We start from the raw sequence: 24,381 nt of genomic DNA, 5'->3' as shown, positions 1-24,381 counted from the left end.
TATGGCGAAGGAGTTTCTGTGGTGAGGGAGCTTGCTGTGGCAAGGGAGCTTCTGTGGTGAGGGAGCTTGCTGTGGCGAGGGAGCTTGCTCCCGCTGGAGTGCGTAGCGCTCCCAAAGATCTTGGGGCCGCTGCGCAGCCCAGCGGGAGCAAGCTCCCTCGCCACAGGGGATTGGTGTTTAAGGGTTACTCGGCGGCGATCTTCGCCTGGGCGGCGGCCCGTGCATGGCGGCCGTGCTTGAGGGCGATGGGCGCCATTTTCTCGCGATCCAGTTCACCTTCCCAGGCCGCCACCACCAGCGCCGCCACGGCATTGCCGATGATGTTGGTCAGTGAGCGGCATTCAGCCATGAACCGGTCCACACCCAGGATCAGCACCATCGCCGCCACCGGCACCGTCGGCACCACCGCGAGGCTGGCGGCCAGCGCGACAAAACCTGCGCCCACCACCGCACCGGCGCCTTTTGAGGTAAGCATCGCCACCGCCAGCAGGGTCAGTTGTTGCTCCAGCGTCAGGTCGATATTGGTTGCCTGGGCCAGGAACAGCACCGCCAGGGTCATATAGATGTTGGTGCCGTCCAGGTTGAAGGTGTAGCCGGTGGGCACCACGATCCCCACCACGCCTTTGGACGCGCCAAGGCTTTCAAGTTTCTGGATCAGTTGCGGCAGGGCCGATTCGGAGGAGCTGGTGCCCAGCACGATCAACAGTTCAGCCTTGATGTAGGTCAGCAGCTTGAAGATGCTGAACCCCACATACCGGGCGATGCTGCCCAGCACCACGGCGACGAAGAAAAACGCGGTGACGTAGAACGTGCCCACCAGTTTCAACAGCGGCAGCAGCGAGCCCAGGCCGTATTTGCCGATGGTGAAGGCGATGGCCCCGAAGGCCCCGATCGGCGCGACGCGGCTGATCATCCCGACGATGCGGAAGAACACTTCGCTGGCCTGGTTGATCACGCCGACCAGGGGCCGGCCCTTCTCGCCGATCATCACCAGCCCGAGGCCAAACAGCACCGACACAAACAGTACCGGGAGGATTTCGCCTTTGGAGAAGGCGTCGAAGAAGGTAGTGGGGATCACATGCATCAGGAACCCGGTGACGCCTTCGCCGTGTTCGGCCTGGCCGACAAAACCGGCGATGGCGGAGGTGTCGAGGGTCTTCACGTCGATATTGAAACCCACGCCGGGGTGCAGCAGGTGCGCGGCGAGGATGCCGATTACCAGGGCGATGCTGGAGACGATCTCAAAGTACAGCAGCGCCTTGCCGCCGACGCGGCCCACCTGCTTCACGTCGTGCATGCTGGTGATGCCGGAGACCACGGTGCAGAAGATGATCGGGCCGATGATCATCTTGATCAGCTTGATAAACCCGTCGCCCAACGGCTTGAGGTCGATGCCCACCTGAGGCCAGTGGTTGCCGATCAACACGCCCAGCACAATGGCGATGATCACCTGCACATACAGGGTTCCCAGCAGTTTTCTGATTGTCATTTTTATTATCTCGAGACGTTTTTTGGGCAAGCAGATCCCGTCGCAGGCTGTTTCAAGCCTGCGGGGCGGGATCGGTCAGGTCAGCGGTTCATAAAGGCTCAGCGAAGGAAGGTCAGGACTTCGCCGAGCAGCACTTCAGGGATTTCTTCTGCGATGTAGTGGCCGGCCGGCAGGGCCTTGCCACGTACGTCGGTCGCGACTTTCTGCCATTCCTTGAGGGGTTCGAAGCAGCGCCCGACGGTGCCTTCGGCGCCCCACATCACCAGCAGCGGCAGCTCCAGGTGGTTGCCCTTGTCGATATCGGCGCGGTCGTGCTCAAGGTCGATGCCGGCGGCGGCGCGATAGTCCTCGCAGATCCCGGTGGCGGTGCCCGGCAGTTTCAGGCAACGGAGGTATTCGGCGAAGGCTTCATCGGTGAACGGCTTGAGCCCGGCACTGCGGCTGCCCATGACGCTGCGCAGGTAGAGTTCCGGGTTGCCTTCAATCAGGCTCTCGGGCAACGGCGCCGGGCGGATCAGGAAGAACCAGTGCCAGTAGGCGCGGGCAAAGGCTTCGTCGGTCTGGGCGTACATGGACAGGGTTGGTGCGATGTCCAGCAGCACCATGCGCTGCACGGCCTTGGGGTGGTCCAGAGCTAGGCGATGGGCGACGCGGGCGCCACGGTCGTGGGCCAGCACCGAGAACTCGTCGAAGCCCAGCGCCTTCATCAGCTCGACGCCGTCGCGGGCCATTTCGCGTTTTGAATAATTGGTGTGATGGTCAATGGCGGCGGGCTTGCTGCTGTCGCCATAACCGCGCAGGTCGGCGGCGACCACGGTGAAGTGTTCGGCCAGTTGCTCGGCGACCTTGTGCCAGATGACGTGGGTCTGCGGGTGCCCGTGCAGCAGGAGCAGGCCGGGACCCGCGCCGCCTTTGCGGTAGCTGATGTCCACACCGTTGACGTGGCGCTGGTCTTTTTGGAATCCGGCGAACATGGAATGACTCCTTGTGATGATTGCTTGCATCCTGAAATCACACGGCGCCCGGGGCAAGGGGGAAAGCGTGGAGGGGTTGTTCATGAAGTGTGTTGAAGCCCGATCTTTCAGGCAGTGCAGGTCAACGGTGGGAGCTGGCCTGCCTGCGATGCAGGCAACTCGGTGTATCAGTCGCACCGAGGTGATGCCATCGCAGGCAAGCCTGCTCCCACAGTTGGGTTGTGTCGCCCAGGCGACTTCATCCTTGCTTGAACAACGCCTCGGCCCGCTGGCGAACTTGCGCCTCGGTCAAGTCCTCCTTGCGCGTGGCCAGGAACCACACATGCCCGAACGGGTCTTTCAGCGTCCCGGAACGGTCACCATAGAACTGATCCTTGGGTTCTGAAATCGCCGTGCCGCCGGCCTTGACGGCCTGGACGAACTGTTGGTCGACGTCCTGCACATAGAGATGCAGGCACACGCTGGGGTGTTCTTTTCCCGGGCTGCCGAACGACATTTCGCCACAGGGCGAGGCCATCATGATCGCCGAATCGCCAATGCGCAGTTCGGCATGGCCGATCTTGCCGTCGGGCATGTCCAGGCGCATGACTTCGGTGGCACCAAAGGCTCGTTTGTAGAACTCGATGGCTTCAGCGGCTTTGTCGATGCCCAGGTACGGCGTGATGCTGTGGTAGCCCTCGGGAATGGGTTTAACGCTCATATCGTTCTCCTTGATGGTGGTTGTGGAGGGACGGCTTTTTCACTATAGGCCACGTGCGCCGTGGCTTGCGGGCAGCCGACGAGGTGTTGCCCAGGCAACAGCAAACCGGCAGTTTGCTGCGCCAAGGGCCGTCTGCCGCGCGTATATCGGGAGCAAACCCTTGTGTTTGAAGGCCAGGCGCCTCAGGCACAGAAGCTGCAATGCCTCTGGCAAACCATTCGCCCGAGAGCGTTGTATGTCTGTACTGCCTGTATCTGCCGATTACCCGATTCACACGCCCCACGCCGAGTTGATCCGCGACGAGGCCCACGCACTGGCGGTTGCCCACCGAGTCGCTGCCGTGTTGCTGGAGCAGGATGCCGAGCGCGATCGCACCCGCCAGGTGCCTGCGGAGGTCGTCGACCTGTATTCCAACAGCGGTCTGTGGGGCATCAGCGTGCCCCGCGAGTTTGGTGGTGCCCAGGTGTCATACGCGGTGTTGGCCCAGGTGATTGCGATTATCTCGGCGGCCGACCCTTCGCTGGGGCAAATCCCGCAGAACCATTACTGCCTGCTGGAAGATATCCGCCTGCAAGGCACGCCGGAGCAGCAGGCGTACTTTTTTGGCCTGGCGCTGGAAGGGCATCGGTTTGCCAATGCGCTGTCGGAAACCGGCGGCAAGAACGTCCAGGACATCCAGGCGACCATTCGCCAGCAAGGCGATGGCTATGTGATCAACGGTCGCAAGGGTTATTGCACCGGTTCGCTGTATGCCCACTGGCTGGCGGTGCTGGCGCTGGATGAACAGCAGAATGCGCAATTGGCGTTCGTGCCGCGCGGCACCGCAGGCCTGGTGGTGGTCGACGACTGGGACAGCATGGGCCAACGCACCACCTCCAGCGGCACGGTGCTGGCCGAAGGCTTGAAGGTGCCGGCGTTCAATCTGTTTCCTACCCATCGCTCCTACGATTCGCCGACCCTGGCCGGGCCTTTCGCCCAATTGACCACCGCCGCCATCGACGCCGGCATCGCCCGTGCCGCGCTGCGTGACACGGTGCAGTTCGTCCGGCAATTCGCCCGTCCATGGATCGATGCCGGGGTGGAAAAAGCCAGTGAAGACCCGTTGACTATCATCCAGGTCGGCGCGCTGGATATTCGCCTGGAAGCGGCGGAAGCCTTGCTGGAGCGGGCCGGAAAGGCCCTGGACGCCGCGCGCCCGGCACCCGATGAAGACAACGTTGCCCACGCCTCCCTGGCTGTCGCGCGAGCCAAGGTACTGACCACTGAAATCGCCATTGAAGCCAGCAACAAGCTCTTCGAACTCGGCGGCACCCGCTCCACCTTGAAGAAGCACAACTTCGACCGTCACTGGCGCAATGCACGGGTGCATACCCTGCATGACCCGGTGCGCTGGAAGTATCACGTGGTGGGCAACTGGCTGCTCAACGGCGCCAAGCCACCGCGTCACGATTGGTCTTGACCCATGGCCGAGCTGTTTAAAAACATCTATTGGGCCGACATCGGCCAAGCCTGCCTGGAAACCCTGAGCATGCTCAGCGCGGCCCTGGGTTTTACCGTGCTGCTGGGGTTGCCGCTGGGGGTGCTGTTGTTCCTCACCGGCAAGCGCCAGTTGCACGAAACCCTGGTGGTGTATCGGGCGCTGTCGGTGGTGGTCAACGTGCTGCGCTCGCTGCCGTTCATCATCCTGCTGATTGTGCTGATCCCGGTGACCACCTTGCTGGTGGGCACCTCCCTGGGCGTGGCCGGTACGATTCCGCCGTTGGTGGTGGGCTGTACGCCGTTCTTTGCACGGCTGGTGGAAACCGCCTTGCGCGAAGTCGACCGTGGCGTGGTGGAGGCCACTCAATCCATGGGCGCCAGCACCTGGCAGGTGATCCGCCACACGCTGTTGCCGGAAGCCCGGGGCGGGCTGCTGGCAGCGGTCACTGTCACCGCGATTGTGCTGGTGGACTACACCGCCATGGCCGGGGTGATTGGTGGCGGTGGCCTGGGCGACCTGGCTATCCGCTACGGCTATCAGCGTTTCCAGACCGACGTGATGGTGGTCACCGTGTTGCTGCTGTTGGTGCTGGTGCAGGCCCTGCAGATGACCGGTGACCGTTTGGTGGCGCATTACAGCCGCCGTTGATTCCTATAACTAATGCCTTCGGAGCAACCATGAAAAAATCCCTGGCCATCTTGGCCGCTGTCTTGTCCTTCAATGCCGTTGCCAACGAGACGCTGGTCGTCGGCGCCACGCCCGTGCCTCACGCCGAGATCCTCGAGTTCGTAAAGCCGGTGCTGGCCAAGGAAGGTGTGGACCTGCAAATCAAGGTCTTCACCGATTTCATCCAGCCCAACCAGCAACTGGCGCTGAAGAACATCGACGCCAACTACTACCAGTACCGGCCATTCCTGGATGACTACAACAAGACCCGGAATACCAACCTGGTGCCGGTGGTCGGTGTGCACATCGAGCCTTTCGGCGCGTACTCGACCAAGATCAAAAATATCTCGGAGTTGAAAGACGGCGCGACAGTGTCGATCCCCAACGACCCGGTCAACACTGGCCGCGCCTTGGTGCTGCTGGACGAAGCCGGCCTGATCAAGCTCAAGGACCCGAGCAACACCCTGGCCACGCCGCGGGATATCGTTGAAAACCCCAAGCACCTGAAAATTCGTGAACTGGAAGGTGCGTTGCTGGCCCGCTCGGTGAGCCAGGTGGACCTGGCGTTCGTGTTTGCCAACTACGCCCTGGAAGCGGGGATCGACACCAACAGCGCGTTGATCGTCGAGAAGGGCAAGAGCCTGTACGTGGAGTACCTGGTCGCGCGCCCGGACAACATCAATGACCCTGGCATCCAGAAACTGGCCAAGGCGTTGAACTCCGATGAAGTGCGCCAGTTCATCCTGACCCGCTATAAAGGCCAGATTGCCCCGGGATTCTAAGTCTGACGGCGATCAAAATGTGGGAGCGGGCTGGTGTGGGAGCGGGCTTGCTCGCGAAGGCGGTGGATCAGCCACTGCATCTGGCGACTGACACCCCGCTTTCGCGAGCAAGCCCGCTCCCACATTGATCGAGTTTTACCCCGCCATTATGTGGACGGCTCCAAGAGTTGTGCCCCAGGCCCGCGCTCACCCAGTACGTCGTCGTGATTGCGCAGCGGGCACGCCTCCAGCGACAGGCACCCGCAGCCAATACAGCCGTTGAGTTTATCCCGCAGCAACATCAGTTTTTCGATGCGCTGGTCCAGGTCCTCACGCCATAGCGCAGACAGGCGCTCCCAATCGGCAGCGTTGGGCGTGCGGCCATCGGGCAAGGTTTGCAGCGCGTCATGGATCGTCGCCAGGGGAATGCCCAAACGCTGGGCAATCTTGATCACCACCACCCGGCGCAGCACATCCCGCGGATAGCGCCGCTGGTTGCCGGCGTTGCGGTGGCTCTTGATCAACCCCTTGGTTTCATAAAAGTGCAGCGCGGTAACCGCCACGCCACTGCGGGCTGCCAGTTGGCCGACGGTGAGTTCTTTGGTGACCATGAAAAAGCCCTTGACCTTGACTTAACTAGAGGTTTTACCCTGCGTGGCATCGAATCGCAAGATTGTGCCTACAGTGAGAGGGGAATGTTCATGCAGGTATTAGAGAAGAGTCTGAGTTTTACCCAGATGGTCGAATTCCACATCGAGCCTCAGCAGCAATCGGCTTTGGTGGCGGCCCTGTCATCCCAGAGCGAGCGCCTGGCCCAGGGCCATGGCGGCTTCATCAATGCCAGCGTGCAGGTCAGTGATGATGGACGCCGGGTGCTCAGCTACCTGCAATGGCGCTCCCGCGAGGAGGGGGAAGCGGCCTTCAAGTGTTTTGAGCACGGTGAGGAAGATTTCTGGACGCTGATCCGCGCCCACCAGGCCAAGGCAGTGACCTTCGGTTCGTTCCAGGTGCTGCGCAGCATCGAGCGCAGCCATGACAACGCTCTGCACTGCCGCCTAAATTGACAGGTGCAGCATGCGTTCGCCCTGTACGTTTTCGCCGGGGCGTCGCTTGTTCACCGCCAGCTCGCCGATCTTGATCAAACGGGTACGGGTCACGTTGCGGCTCAGGCCCAGCAGGTTGGCGGTGTGCACCTGGTTGTAATGGCTGAAGCGGTAGGCGGCGCGCAGCAGCGCATCCTCGACCTTTTCATGCAGGGCCCCGGCCTGTTCCTCGAAGAGCTTTTGAAAGGCGCGTTCCAGCAGGGCTTCGGCGCTGTTGTCGGTGCCGTGCTGGCTGTCGTCCTGACGCTCGATGCGCATGTTCGACAGGCGCAGGTCGTCGCGCTCGATCACCCCGTTGCGGCAGATCAGCAGGGTGTGGTGGATCACGTTTTCCAGCTCGCGGATGTTGCCCGGCCAGCTGTAGCTTTTGAGTTTTTGCTCGGCCTCGCGGCTGATGGTGATCGGGCCGTAACCCAGGCGCTGGCTGTAGGCTTCGATGAAATGCCGGGTCAGTGGCAGGATGTCACCGGGCCGATCCCGCAGGGGGCTGAGTTCGAGGCTGACCACGTCTAGGCGGTAGTACAGGTCTTCGCGGAAATGCCCGGCATTGATGGCTTTCTCCAACTGAACGTTGGTGGCCGCCAATACCCGCACGTCGATGGGAATGCTTTTGCGTGAGCCCAGGCGCACCACTTCGCGTTCCTGCAATACCCGTAGCAGCTTGACCTGGATCGCCATCGGCAAGTCGCCGATTTCATCGAGGAACAGGGTGCCGCCGTCCGCCTCTTCGAACCAGCCGGCCTTGGCACTGAGGGCGCCGGTGAAGGCGCCTTTTTCATGGCCGAACAGCTCGGCTTCCACCAGGGATTCGGAAAACGCGCCGCAGTTCACGGCCACGAAGGGCCGGTTGCGCCGGGCGCTGAGGTTGTGGATATGGCGCGCCACCAGCTCTTTACCGGTGCCGGTTTCGCCGATGATCAACACGCTGGCTTCGCTGGGCGCGACTTGCTGGATGTGCGCCAGCAGCGCCTGGGATTTGGGGTCTTCGAAGACCTGGGCCGTGGCGCGGATCGAGGTCGCAAGAGCGGGCGAGGGCGGTAAGGTTAAAAGCTGCATGGGCACCTCTTCTAGGAGTAGAACGTGGGAATCGGCAGGGACTGGTTCAACGCCCAGTCCCCCAGTTCGTGGAGCTTGTAGTCCACCGGGTCGTGCAAGGTTTGCGTGCGCAGGTTGCGCCAGTGCCGGTCCAGGCGCAGCGAGGCGTGGGTGGAGCGCGCGCCGGTGACTTCGAACAGGCGGCTGCACAGCTCCAGGCCGTTGCGGGTGGCAGCGACCTTGGCCGTGGCGATGGCGATGGCCAGCTCGCCGCGCTCGCTTTCACTGAGGCTCGGGCCCTTGGCCCAGGCCTGGTCCAGCAGTTCGGCGGCGCGTTCTACAAGCAGGCGCACGCCTTCCAGCGCGACCCAGAATTCGCCGTAGTGGTTGAGCACGTACGGGTCCTGGCGAATGTCCTGCACCGTGGATTTATGCCAGGGCCGGGTTTCGGTCAGGGTGTAATTCCGGGCTTCGGCAAAGGCGCCTTCGGCGATGCCGAGGAACATATGGGTGAAGGTCAGTTGAGCGATCAGCGGGCGCAGGCAGGCGAAGGGCGTACTCAGCGGGCCGGGATCGAGGAGCAATTCCGACTCTTCCACGCGTACCCGTTCGAAGCTGGCGCTGCCGCTGTCGGTCTGGCGCTGGCCGATGTTGTTCCAGTCATTGTGCAGGGTGATGCCACTGCGCCCGCTGGGGATGGCCGCGATCAGCAGCTTGCCGCCGGCGCTTTCATCCACCGCCGAGGCGATCAGCATTTCCGAGTCGCTGGCTCCGGAGCAAAAGCTCTTCTTGCCGGAGAATTCGCGCCAGCCGTTGTAGGCTTTGACCACCGTGCGCGTGTCCAGCGGGTTGAGGGCGTTGCCCCAGAACCAGTTCTTGCGCGCGGTTTGTTCGAACCAGGGTTGCCATTGCTCCGGGCGTGAGAACAGGCGAACGGTGGCGAGCATCAGGTGATGAAAACCGAAGACGTGGGCGATGGAGCTGTCGACCTTGGCGAATTCGCGCACGATCTCCAGGGTTTCGCTCCAGCGGGCGCCGAGGCCGCCGTATTGGGTGGGAATGCTCAGGGCCAGCAAGCCGCTTTGGCGCAGGGCGTCACGTTCGGTCTTCGGTGTGCCGCCGCGCTCGTCGCGTTCGACGGCAGTGAGGGCAAATTCGGCGGCCAGCAGTTTGGCGGTCTGCAAGGGTGAGGGCAGGACGCTGTTGGGTTTGGCTGTCACGCGGTATTCCTCATGGTGTGCCGGGGCGTGCCCCGGCAGACGGCAGGTCAGGCCTTGGCTTTTGCCGGCAGGACGTCGTTGGCAATCATTTCGCCGAACGGTCCGGTGAGGTTGGTGACGCCGCGCCCGGCCAGGCTGGCGTAGGGTTCCGGCAGCAGCGGGAACACCAGTTCGGCAAAGCGATACGCCTCTTCCAGGTGCGGGTAGCCGGAGAAGATGAAGCTTTCGATGCCCAGCTCTGCGTATTCCTTGATGCGCTCGGCGACTTGCTGAGGGTTGCCCACCAGGGCCGTGCCCGCGCCGCCACGTACCAGGCCGACGCCGGCCCACAGGTTGGGGGCGATCTCAAGGTTGTCGCGGCGCCCGTCGTGCAGGGCGGCCATGCGCCGCTGGCCTTCGGAGTCAAAGCGCGAGAAGGATTTTTGCGCGGCGGCGATGGTTTCGTCGCTGATGTGCTCGATCAGTTTGGCCGCGGCTTTCCAGGCGTCTTCTTCGGTTTCACGCACGATCACATGCAGGCGAATCCCGAATTTGACGGTGCGCCCGTGGCGGGCGGCGCGCTCACGCACGTCGGCGAGTTTCTCGGCGACGGCAGCCGGTGGTTCGCCCCAGGTCAGGTACACGTCGACTTGTTCGGCGGCGAGGTCGTGGGCAGCGTCCGAGGAACCGCCGAAGTACAGCGGTGGATATGGCTTCTGCACCGGTGGATAAAGTGCCTTGGCGTTCTGCACGCGCAGGTGTTTGCCTTCGAAATCCACCGATTCGCCTTGCAGCACGCGGCGCCAGATCTTGAGGAATTCGTCGGTCACTTCGTAGCGTTCGCTGTGATCGAGGAAGCTGCCGTCGCCGCGGTTTTCGTCGGGGTCGCCGCCGGTCACCACGTTGATCAACAGGCGGCCATTGGACAGCCGGTCGAGGGTGGCGGCCATGCGGGCCGAGACGGTTGGCGAGATGATCCCCGGACGAATCGCCACCAGGTAACGCAGGCGTTCGGTCAACGGCACCAGCGCCGAGGCAATCACCCAGGAGTCTTCGCAGGAGCGGCCGGTGGGAATCAGCACGCCGTGGTAGCCGAGGTTGTCGGCGGCCTGGGCGACTTGTTTCAAATAGTTGAGGGTGACCGGGCGAGCGCCCTGGGTGGTGCCCAGGTAGTGGCCGTCACCGTGTGTAGGCAGAAACCAGAAAACATCCATGACAAATCCTTAAGCGATTTTCAGCAGAGAGGTGGGATGCGCGGCAAACAACGGCGCGGCGCGTTCTGCAGCAAGGCGAATGCGGGCCTTCAAGGGCTCACTGGTTATGTGGTAATCGGTGAAGTCGGCCTCGGTGGCGTACACGCCAATGGGCAAGGTCAGGGCCTGGAAGAAACTCAACAGCGGGCGCAACTGGTGATCGAGTACCAGGGCGTGGCGTTCGCTGCCGCCGGTGGCCGCCAGCAACACCGGGGTGTTGATCAGGGCGTTGAGGTCGACCAGGTCGAACAGGTGCTTGAGCAGGCCGGGGTAGGAGCCGCGATACACCGGCGCGGCAACGATCAGCAAGTCGGCCTGTTCGATGGCCTGCAGTTGCGCTTCGACGTCGGCGGGCAATTCCTGGCGGGACAGTGCGCCGCCCAGCGGCCGGGCAATGTCGCCCAGTTCGATCAGGGTGGCCTGGATCGGCAATTGATCGGCCAGTTCGGCCAGCACCGCCTGGGTCAACACCAGGGTGCGGGACGGACGCCAGGTTCCGCCGGAGAGGGCAACGACATTCAGTGGACGGGTCATCAACAGTTCCTTTTTCAACAGTGGCTCAGGGCAAGAGCAGTAGCAGGGCTTGAGCAAGAGCTGTACCAAGCTGTGCAGCCCTTGACTGGCGTGGCCTCTGTGCCAGGTGTTGGAAAATGGTGGTGTTGTCTGCCTGGTGTTTTGTTGAATGACTGTTGCCTGGGCAACAGTTGCCAGGCGAACAGTGGCGTGAGTGTTGAGGCCATTTATAGAGGGTTGTGTTTATTCCGTAAATGAACGTATTTCCATATTTATAGACCTAAATGGAATATATGACGCGACTATCAGAAGTGTCGCAAAGGTTGATAGCGACTATCACGGCTGATGATTTTTCACCGTGCAGGTGCGGGAGTAGCCTGTACTCATTGACTTCAGCCCGTTTCGCAGGACCTTCGCCATGAACCGTTTTCTCGCCATTTCCGTATTGCTTGTCACCTCAGTCCTTGCCGGTTGTGCGACGCATTCGTCGCCCGAACTGCGTGGCTATTCGGCCGAGGAGAGCAAGGAACTGGCGCTTGAAGCCCTGAGCCGTCGAGGCCTGTCATTTGATGAATACCAACAGAAGAAAGCCGAACTGACCGGCCAGCCACGGAACACCTTCGGTTTCGACCGTCAGGGTGAGATGAATGCCGAGCGCAGCATGACGCTGCACGGTCGCCCCAGTTGAGTCAGTGGCGAGGTCTGAAAAGCCCGAGGTTTCCCACAGGAACCTCGGGCTTTTTGTTTGCCATCCGTTTCCCGGAGCCTGTTAAGCTGAATTTCAGGAGCGTTCCTACGCACTTTTAAATAAAGTGGTCTTTCTTTAACGGCACGGGATCAGGTAAACCATCTTCCTTCCTGATTGCGGCCCCTGAGACGTTGTTCTCGGGAACCTGCTCTGCGAGTCTTTAACGTCATGAATAAACGTCCGCTGTATTTCGACTACGCCGCCACCACGCCGGTGGATGAGCGGGTCATCCAGGTGATGGTTGAGTGTCTGGGCTTCAATGCCAACTTCGGCAACCCTGCGTCCAGTTCCCACGCGTTCGGGCAACAGGCCCGGCAAACGGTTGAGCAGGCACGGGGCCAGGTGGCTGAGTTGGTCGGCGCCGAGCCGGCACAGATTGTCTGGACCTCCGGTGCCACCGAGTCCAACAACCTCGCCATCAAGGGCGTTGCCCAGGCGCGCGGCGTGGCCGGCGGGCACATCATCACCAGCCAGATTGAACACAAGGCCACGCTCGACACCGCTCGCCAGTTGCAGGAAGCCGGGGTTGCCGTGACGTACCTGGTGCCGGACGCCGAGGGTTTGATCAGTGTCGAGGCGGTGAGCGAAGCATTGCGTGAGGACACCTTCCTGGTGTCGCTGATGCTGGTGAACAACGAGCTGGGCACTCTTAACGATATCCGGGCGATTGGCGCACGCGTGCGCGAGCATGGCGCGCTGTTTCACGTGGATGCGGCGCAGGGCGCAGGCAAGGTCGAGATTGACCTGGCCGAATGGCCAGTGGACCTCATGTCATTTTCCGCACACAAACTCTATGGTCCCAAGGGTATCGGCGCGTTGTACGTCGGCCCACGTGCGCAGCAGAAAGTGCTGGCGCAGATTCACGGCGGTGGCCATGAAGGTGGTTTGCGTTCGGGCACCCTGGCAACTCACCAGATTGCCGGCATGGGTACCGCGTTTGCCCTGGCGGCAGCGTCCTTTGCTGAAGAAAAGGCGACCATCGTTGCCTTGCGCGAGCGCCTGCTGGAACAGCTGAATACAATTGCCGGGGTGCGCCTCAATGGCAGCCTTACCCAACGCATTCCCCACACCCTGAGCCTGACGTTCAGCGAAGGCGAGTTCAATTCCGCCGCCTTGAGCGCGGGCATTGCCTTCTCGGCCACTTCGGCCTGCAATTCGGCGAGCAATGCACCGTCCCATGTGCTTCTGGCGCTGGGCCATGATGCCCGCAGCGCAGGTCGCACCATTCGCTTGAGCCTCGGGCGGTTTACCACCGAGCAGGATATCGATCAGGCGGTACAGCTGATCAAGGCGGCACTGGCCAGCGCACCGGCGTTCTGGGCCGTTTGACCCCATAACAATTATTAGTGGTTAGCAGGAGACACGATGAGCACACAGCCTTTGACCCATGGAACGGTTCCCCAGCGCCTGGCGCACACCCGCGAACTGATGAGCCGCGAGGGCATTCATGCCCTGTTGGTGCCGTCGGCGGACCCGCACTTGTCCGAATACCTGCCGGGTTACTGGCAGGGGCGCCAGTGGTTGTCGGGTTTCCATGGGTCGGTGGGCACGTTGATTGTTACTGCGGATTTTGCCGGTGTATGGGCTGACAGCCGCTATTGGGAACAGGCGACCAAGGAACTCAAGGGCAGCGGCATCGAGTTGGTCAAGCTGCAACCCGGCCAGCCCGGGCCGCTGGAATGGCTCGCGGAGCAGACGCCGGAAGGCGGCGTGGTGGCCGTTGATGGTGCGGTCATGGCCGTGGCCTCGGCGCGCACCCTGGGCAGCAAGCTGGAGGCACGTGGTGCACGCTTGCGCACGGATATCGACTTGTTGAATGAAGTCTGGCAAGACCGTCCAACCTTGCCGAACCAACCGATCTATCAACATCTGCCACCCCAGGCCACCGTCAGTCGTGGCGAGAAGCTCGCAGCCCTGCGTGCCAGCTTGACGGAAAAGGGGGCCGACTGGCATTTCATCGCGACCCTGGATGACATTGCCTGGCTCTTTAACCTGCGGGGTGGCGACGTTTCGTTCAACCCGGTGTTTGTCTCGTTTGCCTTGATCGGCCAGCAGCAGGCGACGCTGTTTGTGGCCCTGAGCAAAGTCGACGCCGAGCTTCGCGCGGTGCTGGAACAGGATGGCGTGACCCTGCGCGATTACAGCGAAGTCGCAGCGGCGTTGAAGGACATTCCTTCGGGCGCGAGTGTGCAGGTCGACCCGGCCCGGGTGACCGCCGGCTTGCTGGAAAACCTGGGCAGTGGCGTCACGCTGATCGAGGGGCTTAACCCGACCACCTTGGCCAAATCGCGCAAGAGCCTGGCGGACGCCGAGCACATTCGCCAGGCCATGGAGCAGGACGGCGCGGCCTTGTGCGAATTCTTCGCCTGGCTCGACAGTGCGTTGGGCCGTGAGCGCATCACCGAACTGACCATTGATGAGCACCTGACGGCAGCGCGTACCCGTCGTCCGGGTTATGTGTCGCTGAGCTTCAATACGATTGCCGCATTCAACGCCAATGGCGCGATGCCGCACTATCACGCGACCGAAGAAGAACACGCGCTGATCGAAGGCGATGGCTTGCTGCTGATCGACTCCGGTGGCCAGTACCTGGGTGGCACGACCGATATCACGCGGATGGTGCCTATCGGGACGCCAAGCGAAGAGCAGAAGCGCGACTGCACGCGGGTGCTGAAGGGGGTGATCGCGTTGTCCCGTGCACATTTCCCCAAGGGCATTCTCTCGCCGCTGCTGGACTCGATTGCCCGTGCGCCGATCTGGGCCGAGGGTGTGGACTACGGCCACGGTACCGGTCATGGCGTCGGCTATTTCCTCAATGTGCATGAAGGCCCGCAGGTGATCGCGTACCAAGCCGTCGCGGCGCCGCAAACGGCAATGCAGGCAGGCATGATTACCTCCATCGAGCCCGGCACTTACCGGCCGGGCCGCTGGGGTGTGCGCATCGAGAACCTGGTGTTAAACCGTGAAGCGGGCAAGACCGAGTTTGGCGAGTTCCTCAAGTTCGAGACACTGACACTGTGTCCGATCGACACCCGTTGCCTGGAGCCGTTATTGCTGACGGTGGAGGAGCGCCAGTGGTTCAACGATTACCACGCACACGTCCGTGAGCGCCTGAGCCCGCTGCTCAGCGGTGCAGCGCTGGAGTGGTTGCAGGTGCGCACGGCTGCGATCTAGCCCAGCGCTTCGCGCACAAAGTCCAGGCGATCCTGGCCAAAGAACAACTGGTCGCCGACGAACATACTGGGGGCACCGAATACGCCACGCTGAATCGCGTGTTCGGTGTTGTCCTTGAGGGTTGTCTTGACTTCGTCATCGTTGGTCAGCGCCAGGACTGCTTCAGGATCAAAGCCGTGTTCGGTCAGCACTGCGGCTACCACAGACAGGTCTCCCAAGTGTCGGCCCTCGACCCAGAGTGCGTGGAACAGGCAGTCGATGAAGTCGAGAAAGCGTTCGGGCTGGCGCATTTGGACGCCGGTGACCGCACGCATCAGCATTAATGTGTTGATGGGAAAGTGCGGATTGAACTTGAGCGGAACGTGGTAGCGCTGGGCGTAGCGTGCCAGGTCCTGGAACATGTAGCGACCTTTGGCGGGAACGGTGGCCGGTGACGCATTGCCGGTGGCCTTGAACACCCCGCCCAGCAGCATTGGCTTGTAAATCAGCTGGGTGCCGGTTGCAGCGCACAGGCCTGGAAGTTGGGTATAGGCCAGATAGGTGGCAGGGCTGCCGAGGTCGAAGAAAAATTCTACTGTTTTACTCATGCTGGATACTCGCAGTTTATTGTTATGGGGCGCGCTTACCAGGGTTCATTCCAGGGGCGCAGGTCCAGCTCGAAGGTCCAGGCGTCCCGGGGCTGGCTGTGCAGGTACCAATAGTTATCGGCGATGTGGTCCGGATTGAGAATGCCGTCCTGATCCTTGAGGGCGTATTTTTGCGGGAAGTTGTCGCGGATGAAGTCGGTGTCGATGGCGCCATCCACGACGACGTGGGCGACGTGGATATTCCGTGGGCCCAGTTCGCGAGCCATGCTTTGCGCCAGTGCACGGATCCCGTGTTTGGCTCCAGCGAACGCGGCAAAGCCGGCGGCTCCACGCAACCCGGCCGTGGCACCGGTAAACAGGATGGTGCCGCGGTTACGGGTGACCATGCGCTTGGCCACTTCCCGCGCGTTGAGGAAGCCTGAGAAACAGGCCATCTCCCAAATCTTGAAGTACTTGCGGGCGGTTTCTTCCAGGATGCTGCACGGCACATTGGCGCCGATGTTGAACACGAAGGCTTCGATGGGGCCCTGCTCGGTTTCAATCCGCTCGATCAGCGCGATAACGTCTTCTTCCTTGCGGGCATCGCAGGCAAAGCCATGCGCCTCGCCACCTGCTGCGTGGATGCTATCCACCAAGGGTTGCAGTTTGTCGGCGCTGCGCCGGGTGACGCAGGCGACGTAACCCTCACGGGCGAAACGCTTGGCGATGGCACCACCTGTGGCATCGCCGGCACCCACTACCAGTACGATTTTCTTGTTGTTCGTCATGGGAGATCCTTTAGTAAACGATCGTTTGCCAAACGAACGTTATGCTACGATCCAGCAGGCGTCAAGCTGACAGCACAGTGGAGGAAGCGATGCGATATTCGGCTAGTCACAAGCAGCAAACCAGGGAAAAGCTTCTGGACAGCAGTGCGGCACTGGCGAAGAAAGAGGGTTTTGCCAGTGTCGGGGTGGATGGCTTGATGAAGGCCATTGGCTTGAGTGGCGGTGCGTTTTATAGCCACTTCGCTTCGAAGGATGAATTGTTCAGTTCGATTGTCGAGCGTGAATTGAGCCACAGCCTTGAGCGATTGAATGGCGACGGGGTGCAAAGCCGTGAGCGGCTGGATCGCTGTTTGAAGTTCTACCTGAGCATGGCCCATGTGGAGCAATCCGAAGCCGGATGTGCGTTGCCGAGCCTGGGGGCGGAGATTGCGCGATCTGATGTGGCCGTTCGTCAACAGGCGCAGGACTGGATTTGCCGATTGCAGGTGGGGTGGGCAGCAACACTGGGCAGCGAGGCCCTGGCGTGGTCGATTCTGTCGCAATGCATCGGCGCCCTGGTGGTGGCGCGGATGATGGTCGACCCGCAGGTGCAGGCACAGGTCCTGTCATCGAACTACGAGGTGCTCAGCCAGCAGCTGTCGAGGCTGTGAGGTCATCGACAGTTACTTGCAGATGACAATCATGCTTCGGCTTGTGTAGCCGGCGGGGTTAAGACCGAACGGGTAGTCGCCTGGGTCTTCGGCGTTGTCCCCCGACTTGGCGATGACTTTATAGCCTTTGGCGCCACACGAATTAGCTGCACTGGCGTAGCACTGGTCCCAGGAAGAGGACAGGCCTGAGCAGTTGATATGCAGGCCCTTCTTTCCCCGTTTTACTTCGGTCTTGGTGGTCGCGGCACAACCTGCGATTGCCACAATCATGAACAGCATCAAAATTCGCTTCATTACTATCCTTAATAGCCGCCTCGCTTAAGTGCACGAAGCTGACTTTGCTCGCTCTCGAGTGTAGCGTTCATGATGTCCTTATCGAAAATCTCCATGAATGACACTGGGTTACGACCTAAACATGGCCTAATTGAGCGGCAAATGCCATAGCTACGTCAAATCCTGAATCAATCGGCTGGAACGAGTGGTTTTGATTCGTTACGCATGGTCAGGGTTGCACCCACCGAGGCCAGGATAATGCAGGTGATGGCCAGCCATTGCGCCAGGGACAAGTGCTCTTGAAGGAAAAACAGCCCGGACAGGGCGCCGAACGCGGGTTCGATACTCATCAGGGTTCCGAACGTGCGGGCTGGCAGGCGAGTCAGGGCGACCATCTCCAGGGTGTAGGGCAGGGCGGTGGATAAAACCGCGACACCAATGGCGATCGGGATCAGCGAGGGTGTGAGGAGTGCGGCGCCCGCGTGGACGATACCTATCGGTGCAACAAACAACGCTGCAATCATTACGCCGAGGGCCGCAGTCTGAACGCCATTGTCGGCGCCGGCCTTTTGGCCAAACAGAATGTAGAGTGCCCAGCACGCACCTGCGCCGAGTGCATAGGCGGCGCCTGTGAGGTCAATGCCGCTGCTGGCTTCGCCCACTGGGATCAATAGCAGAAGTCCGACAATCGCCAAGGCTATCCAGAGAAAGTCTACGGCGCGTCGCGAAGCGTAGATGGCGACTGCCAGTGGGCCGGTGAATTCGAGGGCTACTGCAATTCCCAGCGGAACGGTACGCAGCGACATATAGAAGAGGAAGTTCATTCCCCCCAGCGCCATCCCGTAGACGATCACCGTCTGCAACGACTTGGCTGTCAGCTTGGCGCGCCATGGGCGTAAAAGGAGCAGCATGATCACACTGGCGAAAATCAGGCGCAGGGTGGTGGTGCCCTGGGCGCCCACGATGGGGAACATGCTTTTGGCGAGTGAGGCGCCTGATTGAATAGAGGCCATGGCAATGAGTAGCAGGCCGACCGGAAACAGTGTCGAAGCCAGGCTACGCGGGGAAGTGGTCATTGAGGGTATTCGTCCGAGGTCGTATTGAAAGAAACCGAGTGGCTATGATGCTTAACTGTTGAGCGTTGGGCAATATATTGCTCAATTAGTTAACGGTTCCTTCCTATATAGACGAATTCCGTGATTGTCGGGATGGATTGATAGAAAAGCTGAATTAAGGGTTGACGGCAGATTCTGGAAGTCTATAATTCGCCCCACTTCCGGCGCAGTCGAAACGGAAAACTCCTTGGTAAACAAGGAGTTATGTAGGTTTCGGCAGCGAGTTGCTTCAGATCATCGAAGCCCAGAAGGAGTTAGTAAGGCAGTGTTGTTTGGCCTTGTTAACGTTTCGATCTTCTCGGTCGAAAGCGGAGAAAAAGAGGTGTTGACAGCAGCGTGTAACGCTGTAGAATTCGCCTCCCGCTAACGAGAGATCGGAAGCGCAAGTGGTTGAAGTTACAAAGGAAACTTTGAAAACTTCTGAAAATAATCACTTGACAGCAAATGAGGCTGCTGTAGAATGCGCGCCTCGGTTGAGACGAAAGATCTTAACCAACCGCTCTTTAACAACTGAATCAAGCAATTCGTGTGGGTGCTTGTGGAGTCAGACTGATAGTCAACAAGATTATCAGCATCACAAGTTACTCCGCGAGAAATCAAAGATGTAACCAACGATTGCTGAGCCAAGTTTAGGGTTTCTTAAAAACCCAAAGATGTTTGAACTGAAGAGTTTGATCATGGCTCAGATTGAACGCTGGCGGCAGGCCTAACACATGCAAGTCGAGCGGTAGAGAGAAGCTTGCTTCTCTTGAGAGCGGCGGACGGGTGAGTAATGCCTAGGAATCTGCCTGGTAGTGGGGGATAACGTCCGGAAACGGACGCTAATACCGCATACGTCCTACGGGAGAAAGCAGGGGACCTTCGGGCCTTGCGCTATCAGATGAGCCTAGGTCGGATTAGCTAGTTGGTGGGGTAATGGCTCACCAAGGCGACGATCCGTAACTGGTCTGAGAGGATGATCAGTCACACTGGAACTGAGACACGGTCCAGACTCCTACGGGAGGCAGCAGTGGGGAATATTGGACAATGGGCGAAAGCCTGATCCAGCCATGCCGCGTGTGTGAAGAAGGTCTTCGGATTGTAAAGCACTTTAAGTTGGGAGGAAGGGCAGTAAATTAATACTTTGCTGTTTTGACGTTACCGACAGAATAAGCACCGGCTAACTCTGTGCCAGCAGCCGCGGTAATACAGAGGGTGCAAGCGTTAATCGGAATTACTGGGCGTAAAGCGCGCGTAGGTGGTTCGTTAAGTTGGATGTGAAATCCCCGGGCTCAACCTGGGAACTGCATTCAAAACTGACGAGCTAGAGTATGGTAGAGGGTGGTGGAATTTCCTGTGTAGCGGTGAAATGCGTAGATATAGGAAGGAACACCAGTGGCGAAGGCGACCACCTGGACTGATACTGACACTGAGGTGCGAAAGCGTGGGGAGCAAACAGGATTAGATACCCTGGTAGTCCACGCCGTAAACGATGTCAACTAGCCGTTGGGAGCCTTGAGCTCTTAGTGGCGCAGCTAACGCATTAAGTTGACCGCCTGGGGAGTACGGCCGCAAGGTTAAAACTCAAATGAATTGACGGGGGCCCGCACAAGCGGTGGAGCATGTGGTTTAATTCGAAGCAACGCGAAGAACCTTACCAGGCCTTGACATCCAATGAACTTTCTAGAGATAGATTGGTGCCTTCGGGAACATTGAGACAGGTGCTGCATGGCTGTCGTCAGCTCGTGTCGTGAGATGTTGGGTTAAGTCCCGTAACGAGCGCAACCCTTGTCCTTAGTTACCAGCACGTAATGGTGGGCACTCTAAGGAGACTGCCGGTGACAAACCGGAGGAAGGTGGGGATGACGTCAAGTCATCATGGCCCTTACGGCCTGGGCTACACACGTGCTACAATGGTCGGTACAGAGGGTTGCCAAGCCGCGAGGTGGAGCTAATCCCAGAAAACCGATCGTAGTCCGGATCGCAGTCTGCAACTCGACTGCGTGAAGTCGGAATCGCTAGTAATCGCGAATCAGAATGTCGCGGTGAATACGTTCCCGGGCCTTGTACACACCGCCCGTCACACCATGGGAGTGGGTTGCACCAGAAGTAGCTAGTCTAACCTTCGGGGGACGGTTACCACGGTGTGATTCATGACTGGGGTGAAGTCGTAACAAGGTAGCCGTAGGGGAACCTGCGGCTGGATCACCTCCTTAATCGACGACATCAGCTGCTCCATAAGTTCCCACACGAATTGCTTGATTCATTGAAGAAGACGATAGAAGCAGCTTTAAGCTCCAAGCTGATAGCTCTTAGCTAATCAGTTACGCGCTCGAAATTGGGTCTGTAGCTCAGTTGGTTAGAGCGCACCCCTGATAAGGGTGAGGTCGGCAGTTCGAATCTGCCCAGACCCACCAATTTTGTTATGGGGCCATAGCTCAGCTGGGAGAGCGCCTGCCTTGCACGCAGGAGGTCAACGGTTCGATCCCGTTTGGCTCCACCATTAACTGTTTCTACTGTTAGAGTTTAGAAATGAATATTCGCCAATGAATATTGATTTCTAGTCTTTGATTAGATCGTTCTTTAAAAATTTGGGTATGTGATAGAAAGATAGACTGAACGTTACTTTCACTGGTAACGGATCAGGCTAAGGTAAAATTTGTAAGTAATTGCGAATTTTCGGCGAATGTCGTCTTCACAGTATAACCAGATTGCTTGGGGTTATATGGTCAAGTGAAGAAGCGCATACGGTGGATGCCTTGGCAGTCAGAGGCGATGAAAGACGTGGTAGCCTGCGAAAAGCTTCGGGGAGTCGGCAAACAGACTTTGATCCGGAGATGTCTGAATGGGGGAACCCAACCATCATAAGATGGTTACCTTACACTGAATACATAGGTGTATGGAGCGAACCAGGGGAACTGAAACATCTAAGTACCCTGAGGAAAAGAAATCAACCGAGATTCCCTTAGTAGTGGCGAGCGAACGGGGACTAGCCCTTAAGTGGCTTTGAGATTAGCGGAACGCTCTGGAAAGTGCGGCCATAGTGGGTGATAGCCCTGTACGCGAAAATCTCTTAGTCATGAAATCGAGTAGGACGGAGCACGAGAAACTTTGTCTGAATATGGGGGGACCATCCTCCAAGGCTAAATACTACTGACTGACCGATAGTGAACTAGTACCGTGAGGGAAAGGCGAAAAGAACCCCGGAGAGGGGAGTGAAATAGATCCTGAAACCGTATGCGTACAAGCAGTGGGAGCAGACTTTGTTCTGTGACTGCGTACCTTTTGTATAATGGGTCAGCGACTTATTTTCAGTGGCGAGCTTAACCGAATAGGGGAGGCGTAGCGAAAGCGAGTCTTAATAGGGCGTCTAGTCGCTGGGAATAGACCCGAAACCGGGCGATCTATCCATGGGCAGGTTGAAGGTTGGGTAACACTAACTGGAGGACCGAACCGACTACCGTTGAAAAGTTAGCGGATGACCTGTGGATCGGAGTGAAAGGCTAATCAAGCTCGGAGATAGCTGGTTCTCCTCGAAAGCTATTTAGGTAGCGCCTCATGTATCACTGTAGGGGGTAGAGCACTGTTTCGGCTAGGGGGTCATCCCGACTTACCAAACCGATGCAAACTCCGAATACCTACAAGTGCCGAGCATGGGAGACACACGGCGGGTGCTAACGTCCGTCGTGAAAAGGGAAACAACCCAGACCGTCAGCTAAGGTCCCAAAGTTATGGTTAAGTGGGAAACGATGTGGGAAGGCTTAGACAGCTAGGAGGTTGGCTTAGAAGCAGCCACCCTTTAAAGAAAGCGTAATAGCTCACTAGTCGAGTCGGCCTGCGCGGAAGATGTAACGGGGCTCAAACCATACACCGAAGCTACGGGTATCACCTTCGGGTGATGCGGTAGAGGAGCGTTCTGTAAGCCTGTGAAGGTGAGTTGAGAAGCTTGCTGGAGGTATCAGAAGTGCGAATGCTGACATGAGTAACGATAATGGGTGTGAAAAACACCCACGCCGAAAGACCAAGGTTTCCTGCGCAACGTTAATCGACGCAGGGTTAGTCGGTCCCTAAGGCGAGGCTGAAAAGCGTAGTCGATGGAAAACAGGTTAATATTCCTGTACTTCTGGTTATTGCGATGGAGGGACGGAGAAGGCTAGGCCAGCTTGGCGTTGGTTGTCCAAGTTTAAGGTGGTAGGCTGGAATCTTAGGTAAATCCGGGATTCTAAGGCCGAGAGCTGATGACGAGTCATCTTTTAGATGACGAAGTGGTTGATGCCATGCTTCCAAGAAAAGCTTCTAAGCTTCAGGTAACCAGGAACCGTACCCCAAACCGACACAGGTGGTTGGGTAGAGAATACCAAGGCGCTTGAGAGAACTCGGGTGAAGGAACTAGGCAAAATGGCACCGTAACTTCGGGAGAAGGTGCGCCGGTGAGGGTGAAGGACTTGCTCCGTAAGCTCATGCCGGTCGAAGATACCAGGCCGCTGCGACTGTTTATTAAAAACACAGCACTCTGCAAACACGAAAGTGGACGTATAGGGTGTGACGCCTGCCCGGTGCCGGAAGGTTAATTGATGGGGTTAGCTAACGCGAAGCTCTTGATCGAAGCCCCGGTAAACGGCGGCCGTAACTATAACGGTCCTAAGGTAGCGAAATTCCTTGTCGGGTAAGTTCCGACCTGCACGAATGGCGTAACGATGGCGGCGCTGTCTCCACCCGAGACTCAGTGAAATTGAAATCGCTGTGAAGATGCAGTGTATCCGCGGCTAGACGGAAAGACCCCGTGAACCTTTACTATAGCTTTGCACTGGACTTTGAATTTGCTTGTGTAGGATAGGTGGGAGGCTTTGAAGCGTGGACGCCAGTTCGCGTGGAGCCAACCTTGAAATACCACCCTGGCAACTTTGAGGTTCTAACTCAGGTCCGTTATCCGGATCGAGGACAGTGTATGGTGGGTAGTTTGACTGGGGCGGTCTCCTCCTAAAGAGTAACGGAGGAGTACGAAGGTGCGCTCAGACCGGTCGGAAATCGGTCGTAGAGTATAAAGGCAAAAGCGCGCTTGACTGCGAGACAGACACGTCGAGCAGGTACGAAAGTAGGTCTTAGTGATCCGGTGGTTCTGTATGGAAGGGCCATCGCTCAACGGATAAAAGGTACTCCGGGGATAACAGGCTGATACCGCCCAAGAGTTCATATCGACGGCGGTGTTTGGCACCTCGATGTCGGCTCATCACATCCTGGGGCTGAAGCCGGTCCCAAGGGTATGGCTGTTCGCCATTTAAAGTGGTACGCGAGCTGGGTTTAGAACGTCGTGAGACAGTTCGGTCCCTATCTGCCGTGGACGTTTGAGATTTGAGAGGGGCTGCTCCTAGTACGAGAGGACCGGAGTGGACGAACCTCTGGTGTTCCGGTTGTCACGCCAGTGGCATTGCCGGGTAGCTATGTTCGGAATAGATAACCGCTGAAAGCATCTAAGCGGGAAACTAGCCTCAAGATGAGATCTCACTGGAACCTTGAGTTCCCTGAAGGGCCGTCGAAGACTACGACGTTGATAGGTTGGGTGTGTAAGCGCTGTGAGGCGTTGAGCTAACCAATACTAATTGCCCGTGAGGCTTGACCATATAACACCCAAGCAATTTGCGTCGAAGAGACCAGATTGCGGTGTGTGAAGACGAAACGAACCGAAAGTTCGAGATCTTGCAAAACACCGAAAGCTATCACATACCCAATTTGCTGAAGCGAGGCCAGCTGGCCGCGACTCAGTACCCGAATTTCTTGACGACCATAGAGCATTGGAACCACCTGATCCCATCCCGAACTCAGCAGTGAAACGATGCATCGCCGATGGTAGTGTGGGGTTTCCCCATGTGAGAGTAGGTCATCGTCAAGATTAAATTCCAGAACCCCTGATTGCT

Annotated in this window: 20 protein-coding genes, 2 tRNA genes and 3 rRNA genes; 13 read left to right on the top strand and 12 right to left on the bottom strand. The window is 58.8% G+C overall.

The features are described 5' to 3' along the window. Positions 1-184: 184 nt before the first annotated feature. From dctA to C0058_RS22390, 3 genes are all read right to left on the bottom strand, one after another. On the bottom strand, positions 185-1,489 hold the full coding sequence (dctA, locus tag C0058_RS22400) for a C4-dicarboxylate transporter DctA (RefSeq protein ID WP_003207293.1): 1,305 nt from the start codon (positions 1,487-1,489) through the stop codon (positions 185-187). A 98-nt stretch (positions 1,490-1,587) separates the two neighbouring features. Further along, a complete protein-coding gene (locus tag C0058_RS22395) occupies positions 1,588-2,463 on the bottom strand; it encodes an alpha/beta fold hydrolase (protein ID WP_008430843.1) in 876 nt (291 codons plus the stop codon). Between the two features lie 238 nt (positions 2,464-2,701). Further along, positions 2,702-3,163, bottom strand: coding sequence for a VOC family protein (locus C0058_RS22390; protein WP_102369602.1), 462 nt, complete (start codon positions 3,161-3,163; stop codon positions 2,702-2,704). 235 nt (positions 3,164-3,398) lie between these two features. Between C0058_RS22390 and C0058_RS22385 the strand changes: the two genes are divergently transcribed. Genes C0058_RS22385 through C0058_RS22375 form a run of 3 tightly spaced genes read left to right on the top strand, consistent with a single transcriptional unit; the run spans position 3,399 to position 6,091 of the window. After that, the gene (locus C0058_RS22385) at positions 3,399-4,622 is read left to right on the top strand and encodes an SfnB family sulfur acquisition oxidoreductase (protein ID WP_102369601.1); all 1,224 of its coding nucleotides are present in this window, start codon (positions 3,399-3,401) and stop codon (positions 4,620-4,622) included. A gap of 3 nt (positions 4,623-4,625) precedes the next feature. Further along, complete coding sequence (locus tag C0058_RS22380; protein ID WP_008430846.1) at positions 4,626-5,291, top strand: methionine ABC transporter permease; 666 nt, start codon at positions 4,626-4,628, stop codon at positions 5,289-5,291. Positions 5,292-5,320: 29 nt separating this feature from the next. Next, positions 5,321-6,091, top strand: a complete 771-nt coding sequence (locus C0058_RS22375) for a MetQ/NlpA family ABC transporter substrate-binding protein (protein WP_102369600.1) — start codon at positions 5,321-5,323, stop codon at positions 6,089-6,091. A 146-nt stretch (positions 6,092-6,237) separates the two neighbouring features. On the opposite strand, the gene soxR is transcribed toward C0058_RS22375, so the two are convergent. Further along, the gene (soxR, locus tag C0058_RS22370; protein WP_008430848.1) at positions 6,238-6,681 is read right to left on the bottom strand and encodes a redox-sensitive transcriptional activator SoxR; all 444 of its coding nucleotides are present in this window, start codon (positions 6,679-6,681) and stop codon (positions 6,238-6,240) included. Positions 6,682-6,771: 90 nt separating this feature from the next. Here soxR and C0058_RS22365 point away from each other — a divergent pair, with 90 nt between their 5' ends. Beyond that, positions 6,772-7,134 carry an antibiotic biosynthesis monooxygenase gene (locus tag C0058_RS22365; protein WP_043226062.1) on the top strand — a complete coding sequence of 121 codons (363 nt, stop codon included), beginning with the start codon at positions 6,772-6,774 and terminating at the stop codon, positions 7,132-7,134. Here C0058_RS22365 and C0058_RS22360 read toward each other — a convergent pair. Genes C0058_RS22360 through msuE form a run of 4 tightly spaced genes read right to left on the bottom strand, consistent with a single transcriptional unit; the run spans position 7,126 to position 11,194 of the window. Next, complete coding sequence (locus tag C0058_RS22360) at positions 7,126-8,229, bottom strand: sigma-54-dependent Fis family transcriptional regulator (protein ID WP_003210127.1); 1,104 nt, start codon at positions 8,227-8,229, stop codon at positions 7,126-7,128. The two genes, C0058_RS22365 and C0058_RS22360, sit on opposite strands and share 9 nt — an antisense overlap. A gap of 11 nt (positions 8,230-8,240) precedes the next feature. Further along, positions 8,241-9,428 carry an acyl-CoA dehydrogenase family protein gene (locus C0058_RS22355; RefSeq protein ID WP_003210129.1) on the bottom strand — a complete coding sequence of 396 codons (1,188 nt, stop codon included), beginning with the start codon at positions 9,426-9,428 and terminating at the stop codon, positions 8,241-8,243. Positions 9,429-9,475: 47 nt separating this feature from the next. After that, positions 9,476-10,621, bottom strand: a complete 1,146-nt coding sequence (gene ssuD / locus C0058_RS22350) for an FMNH2-dependent alkanesulfonate monooxygenase (protein WP_087695272.1) — start codon at positions 10,619-10,621, stop codon at positions 9,476-9,478. Positions 10,622-10,630: 9 nt separating this feature from the next. Next, positions 10,631-11,194, bottom strand: coding sequence for an FMN reductase (gene msuE / locus C0058_RS22345; protein ID WP_102369599.1), 564 nt, complete (start codon positions 11,192-11,194; stop codon positions 10,631-10,633). 397 nt (positions 11,195-11,591) lie between these two features. On the opposite strand from msuE, the gene C0058_RS22340 reads away from it, so the two are divergent. The 3 genes from C0058_RS22340 (at position 11,592) to C0058_RS22330 (ending at position 15,095) form a co-directional block, all read left to right on the top strand. Beyond that, positions 11,592-11,861: a hypothetical protein gene (locus tag C0058_RS22340; RefSeq protein WP_008430855.1), complete on the top strand. Its 270-nt coding sequence runs from the start codon at positions 11,592-11,594 to the stop codon at positions 11,859-11,861. Between the two features lie 228 nt (positions 11,862-12,089). Then, positions 12,090-13,250, top strand: coding sequence for a cysteine desulfurase family protein (locus tag C0058_RS22335; protein WP_087695274.1), 1,161 nt, complete (start codon positions 12,090-12,092; stop codon positions 13,248-13,250). A gap of 36 nt (positions 13,251-13,286) precedes the next feature. Then, positions 13,287-15,095 carry an aminopeptidase P family protein gene (locus C0058_RS22330; protein WP_087695275.1) on the top strand — a complete coding sequence of 603 codons (1,809 nt, stop codon included), beginning with the start codon at positions 13,287-13,289 and terminating at the stop codon, positions 15,093-15,095. On the opposite strand, the gene C0058_RS22325 is transcribed toward C0058_RS22330, so the two are convergent. Next, complete coding sequence (locus C0058_RS22325) at positions 15,092-15,682, bottom strand: 2-hydroxychromene-2-carboxylate isomerase (protein WP_102369598.1); 591 nt, start codon at positions 15,680-15,682, stop codon at positions 15,092-15,094. The two genes, C0058_RS22330 and C0058_RS22325, sit on opposite strands and share 4 nt — an antisense overlap. A 35-nt stretch (positions 15,683-15,717) precedes the next feature. After that, positions 15,718-16,449 carry an SDR family oxidoreductase gene (locus tag C0058_RS22320; RefSeq protein WP_102369597.1) on the bottom strand — a complete coding sequence of 244 codons (732 nt, stop codon included), beginning with the start codon at positions 16,447-16,449 and terminating at the stop codon, positions 15,718-15,720. Between the two features lie 89 nt (positions 16,450-16,538). Here C0058_RS22320 and C0058_RS22315 point away from each other — a divergent pair, with 89 nt between their 5' ends. Continuing rightward, positions 16,539-17,099 carry a TetR/AcrR family transcriptional regulator gene (locus C0058_RS22315; protein WP_003210141.1) on the top strand — a complete coding sequence of 187 codons (561 nt, stop codon included), beginning with the start codon at positions 16,539-16,541 and terminating at the stop codon, positions 17,097-17,099. A 12-nt stretch (positions 17,100-17,111) separates the two neighbouring features. Here C0058_RS22315 and C0058_RS22310 read toward each other — a convergent pair whose 3' ends face one another. Together C0058_RS22310 and rhtA are read right to left on the bottom strand one after the other, a co-directional pair. Beyond that, positions 17,112-17,393: a hypothetical protein gene (locus C0058_RS22310; RefSeq protein ID WP_003210144.1), complete on the bottom strand. Its 282-nt coding sequence runs from the start codon at positions 17,391-17,393 to the stop codon at positions 17,112-17,114. Positions 17,394-17,560: 167 nt separating this feature from the next. Further along, a complete protein-coding gene (gene rhtA / locus C0058_RS22305; protein ID WP_003210146.1) occupies positions 17,561-18,448 on the bottom strand; it encodes a threonine/homoserine exporter RhtA in 888 nt (295 codons plus the stop codon). Between the two features lie 698 nt (positions 18,449-19,146). Here rhtA and C0058_RS22295 point away from each other — a divergent pair. The 5 genes from C0058_RS22295 (at position 19,147) to rrf (ending at position 24,356) form a co-directional block, all read left to right on the top strand. Next, positions 19,147-20,682, top strand: a 16S ribosomal RNA gene (locus C0058_RS22295). A 124-nt stretch (positions 20,683-20,806) separates the two neighbouring features. Continuing rightward, a tRNA-Ile gene (locus C0058_RS22290) sits at positions 20,807-20,883 on the top strand. A 10-nt stretch (positions 20,884-20,893) separates the two neighbouring features. Then, a tRNA-Ala gene (locus C0058_RS22285) sits at positions 20,894-20,969 on the top strand. Positions 20,970-21,193: 224 nt separating this feature from the next. Beyond that, a 23S ribosomal RNA gene (locus C0058_RS22280) occupies positions 21,194-24,087 on the top strand. 153 nt (positions 24,088-24,240) lie between these two features. Beyond that, positions 24,241-24,356 (top strand): 5S ribosomal RNA (rrf, locus tag C0058_RS22275). Together the 16S, 23S and 5S rRNA genes with 2 tRNA genes alongside form the textbook arrangement of a ribosomal RNA operon. The last annotated feature ends 25 nt before the right edge of the window (positions 24,357-24,381 follow it).

Origin of the sequence: Pseudomonas sp. NC02, from assembly GCF_002874965.1 — a bacterium.
Taxonomy (GTDB): Bacteria; Pseudomonadota; Gammaproteobacteria; order Pseudomonadales; family Pseudomonadaceae; genus Aquipseudomonas.
The sequence above is the reverse complement of the archived record's forward strand: the minus strand, read 5'-3'. Positions and strand labels throughout refer to the sequence as shown.

What these genes read in the sequence shown, in the direction of transcription:
- C0058_RS22325 (WP_102369598.1), bottom strand. Translation starts at nt 15,682, where the DNA reads ATGAGTAAAACAGTAGAATTTTTCTTCGACCTCGGCAGCCCTGCCACC.
- C0058_RS22310 (WP_003210144.1), bottom strand. Translation starts at nt 17,393, where the DNA reads ATGAAGCGAATTTTGATGCTGTTCATGATTGTGGCAATCGCAGGTTGT.
- C0058_RS22360 (WP_003210127.1), bottom strand. Translation starts at nt 8,229, where the DNA reads ATGCAGCTTTTAACCTTACCGCCCTCGCCCGCTCTTGCGACCTCGATC.
- C0058_RS22320 (WP_102369597.1), bottom strand. Translation starts at nt 16,449, where the DNA reads ATGACGAACAACAAGAAAATCGTACTGGTAGTGGGTGCCGGCGATGCC.
- C0058_RS22390 (WP_102369602.1), bottom strand. Translation starts at nt 3,163, where the DNA reads ATGAGCGTTAAACCCATTCCCGAGGGCTACCACAGCATCACGCCGTAC.
- C0058_RS22365 (WP_043226062.1), top strand. Translation starts at nt 6,772, where the DNA reads ATGCAGGTATTAGAGAAGAGTCTGAGTTTTACCCAGATGGTCGAATTC.
- msuE (WP_102369599.1), bottom strand. Translation starts at nt 11,194, where the DNA reads ATGACCCGTCCACTGAATGTCGTTGCCCTCTCCGGCGGAACCTGGCGT.
- C0058_RS22330 (WP_087695275.1), top strand. Translation starts at nt 13,287, where the DNA reads ATGAGCACACAGCCTTTGACCCATGGAACGGTTCCCCAGCGCCTGGCG.
- C0058_RS22340 (WP_008430855.1), top strand. Translation starts at nt 11,592, where the DNA reads ATGAACCGTTTTCTCGCCATTTCCGTATTGCTTGTCACCTCAGTCCTT.
- rhtA (WP_003210146.1), bottom strand. Translation starts at nt 18,448, where the DNA reads ATGACCACTTCCCCGCGTAGCCTGGCTTCGACACTGTTTCCGGTCGGC.
- C0058_RS22380 (WP_008430846.1), top strand. Translation starts at nt 4,626, where the DNA reads ATGGCCGAGCTGTTTAAAAACATCTATTGGGCCGACATCGGCCAAGCC.
- ssuD (WP_087695272.1), bottom strand. Translation starts at nt 10,621, where the DNA reads ATGGATGTTTTCTGGTTTCTGCCTACACACGGTGACGGCCACTACCTG.
- C0058_RS22335 (WP_087695274.1), top strand. Translation starts at nt 12,090, where the DNA reads ATGAATAAACGTCCGCTGTATTTCGACTACGCCGCCACCACGCCGGTG.
- C0058_RS22315 (WP_003210141.1), top strand. Translation starts at nt 16,539, where the DNA reads ATGCGATATTCGGCTAGTCACAAGCAGCAAACCAGGGAAAAGCTTCTG.
- C0058_RS22385 (WP_102369601.1), top strand. Translation starts at nt 3,399, where the DNA reads ATGTCTGTACTGCCTGTATCTGCCGATTACCCGATTCACACGCCCCAC.
- soxR (WP_008430848.1), bottom strand. Translation starts at nt 6,681, where the DNA reads ATGGTCACCAAAGAACTCACCGTCGGCCAACTGGCAGCCCGCAGTGGC.
- C0058_RS22375 (WP_102369600.1), top strand. Translation starts at nt 5,321, where the DNA reads ATGAAAAAATCCCTGGCCATCTTGGCCGCTGTCTTGTCCTTCAATGCC.
- dctA (WP_003207293.1), bottom strand. Translation starts at nt 1,489, where the DNA reads ATGACAATCAGAAAACTGCTGGGAACCCTGTATGTGCAGGTGATCATC.
- C0058_RS22395 (WP_008430843.1), bottom strand. Translation starts at nt 2,463, where the DNA reads ATGTTCGCCGGATTCCAAAAAGACCAGCGCCACGTCAACGGTGTGGAC.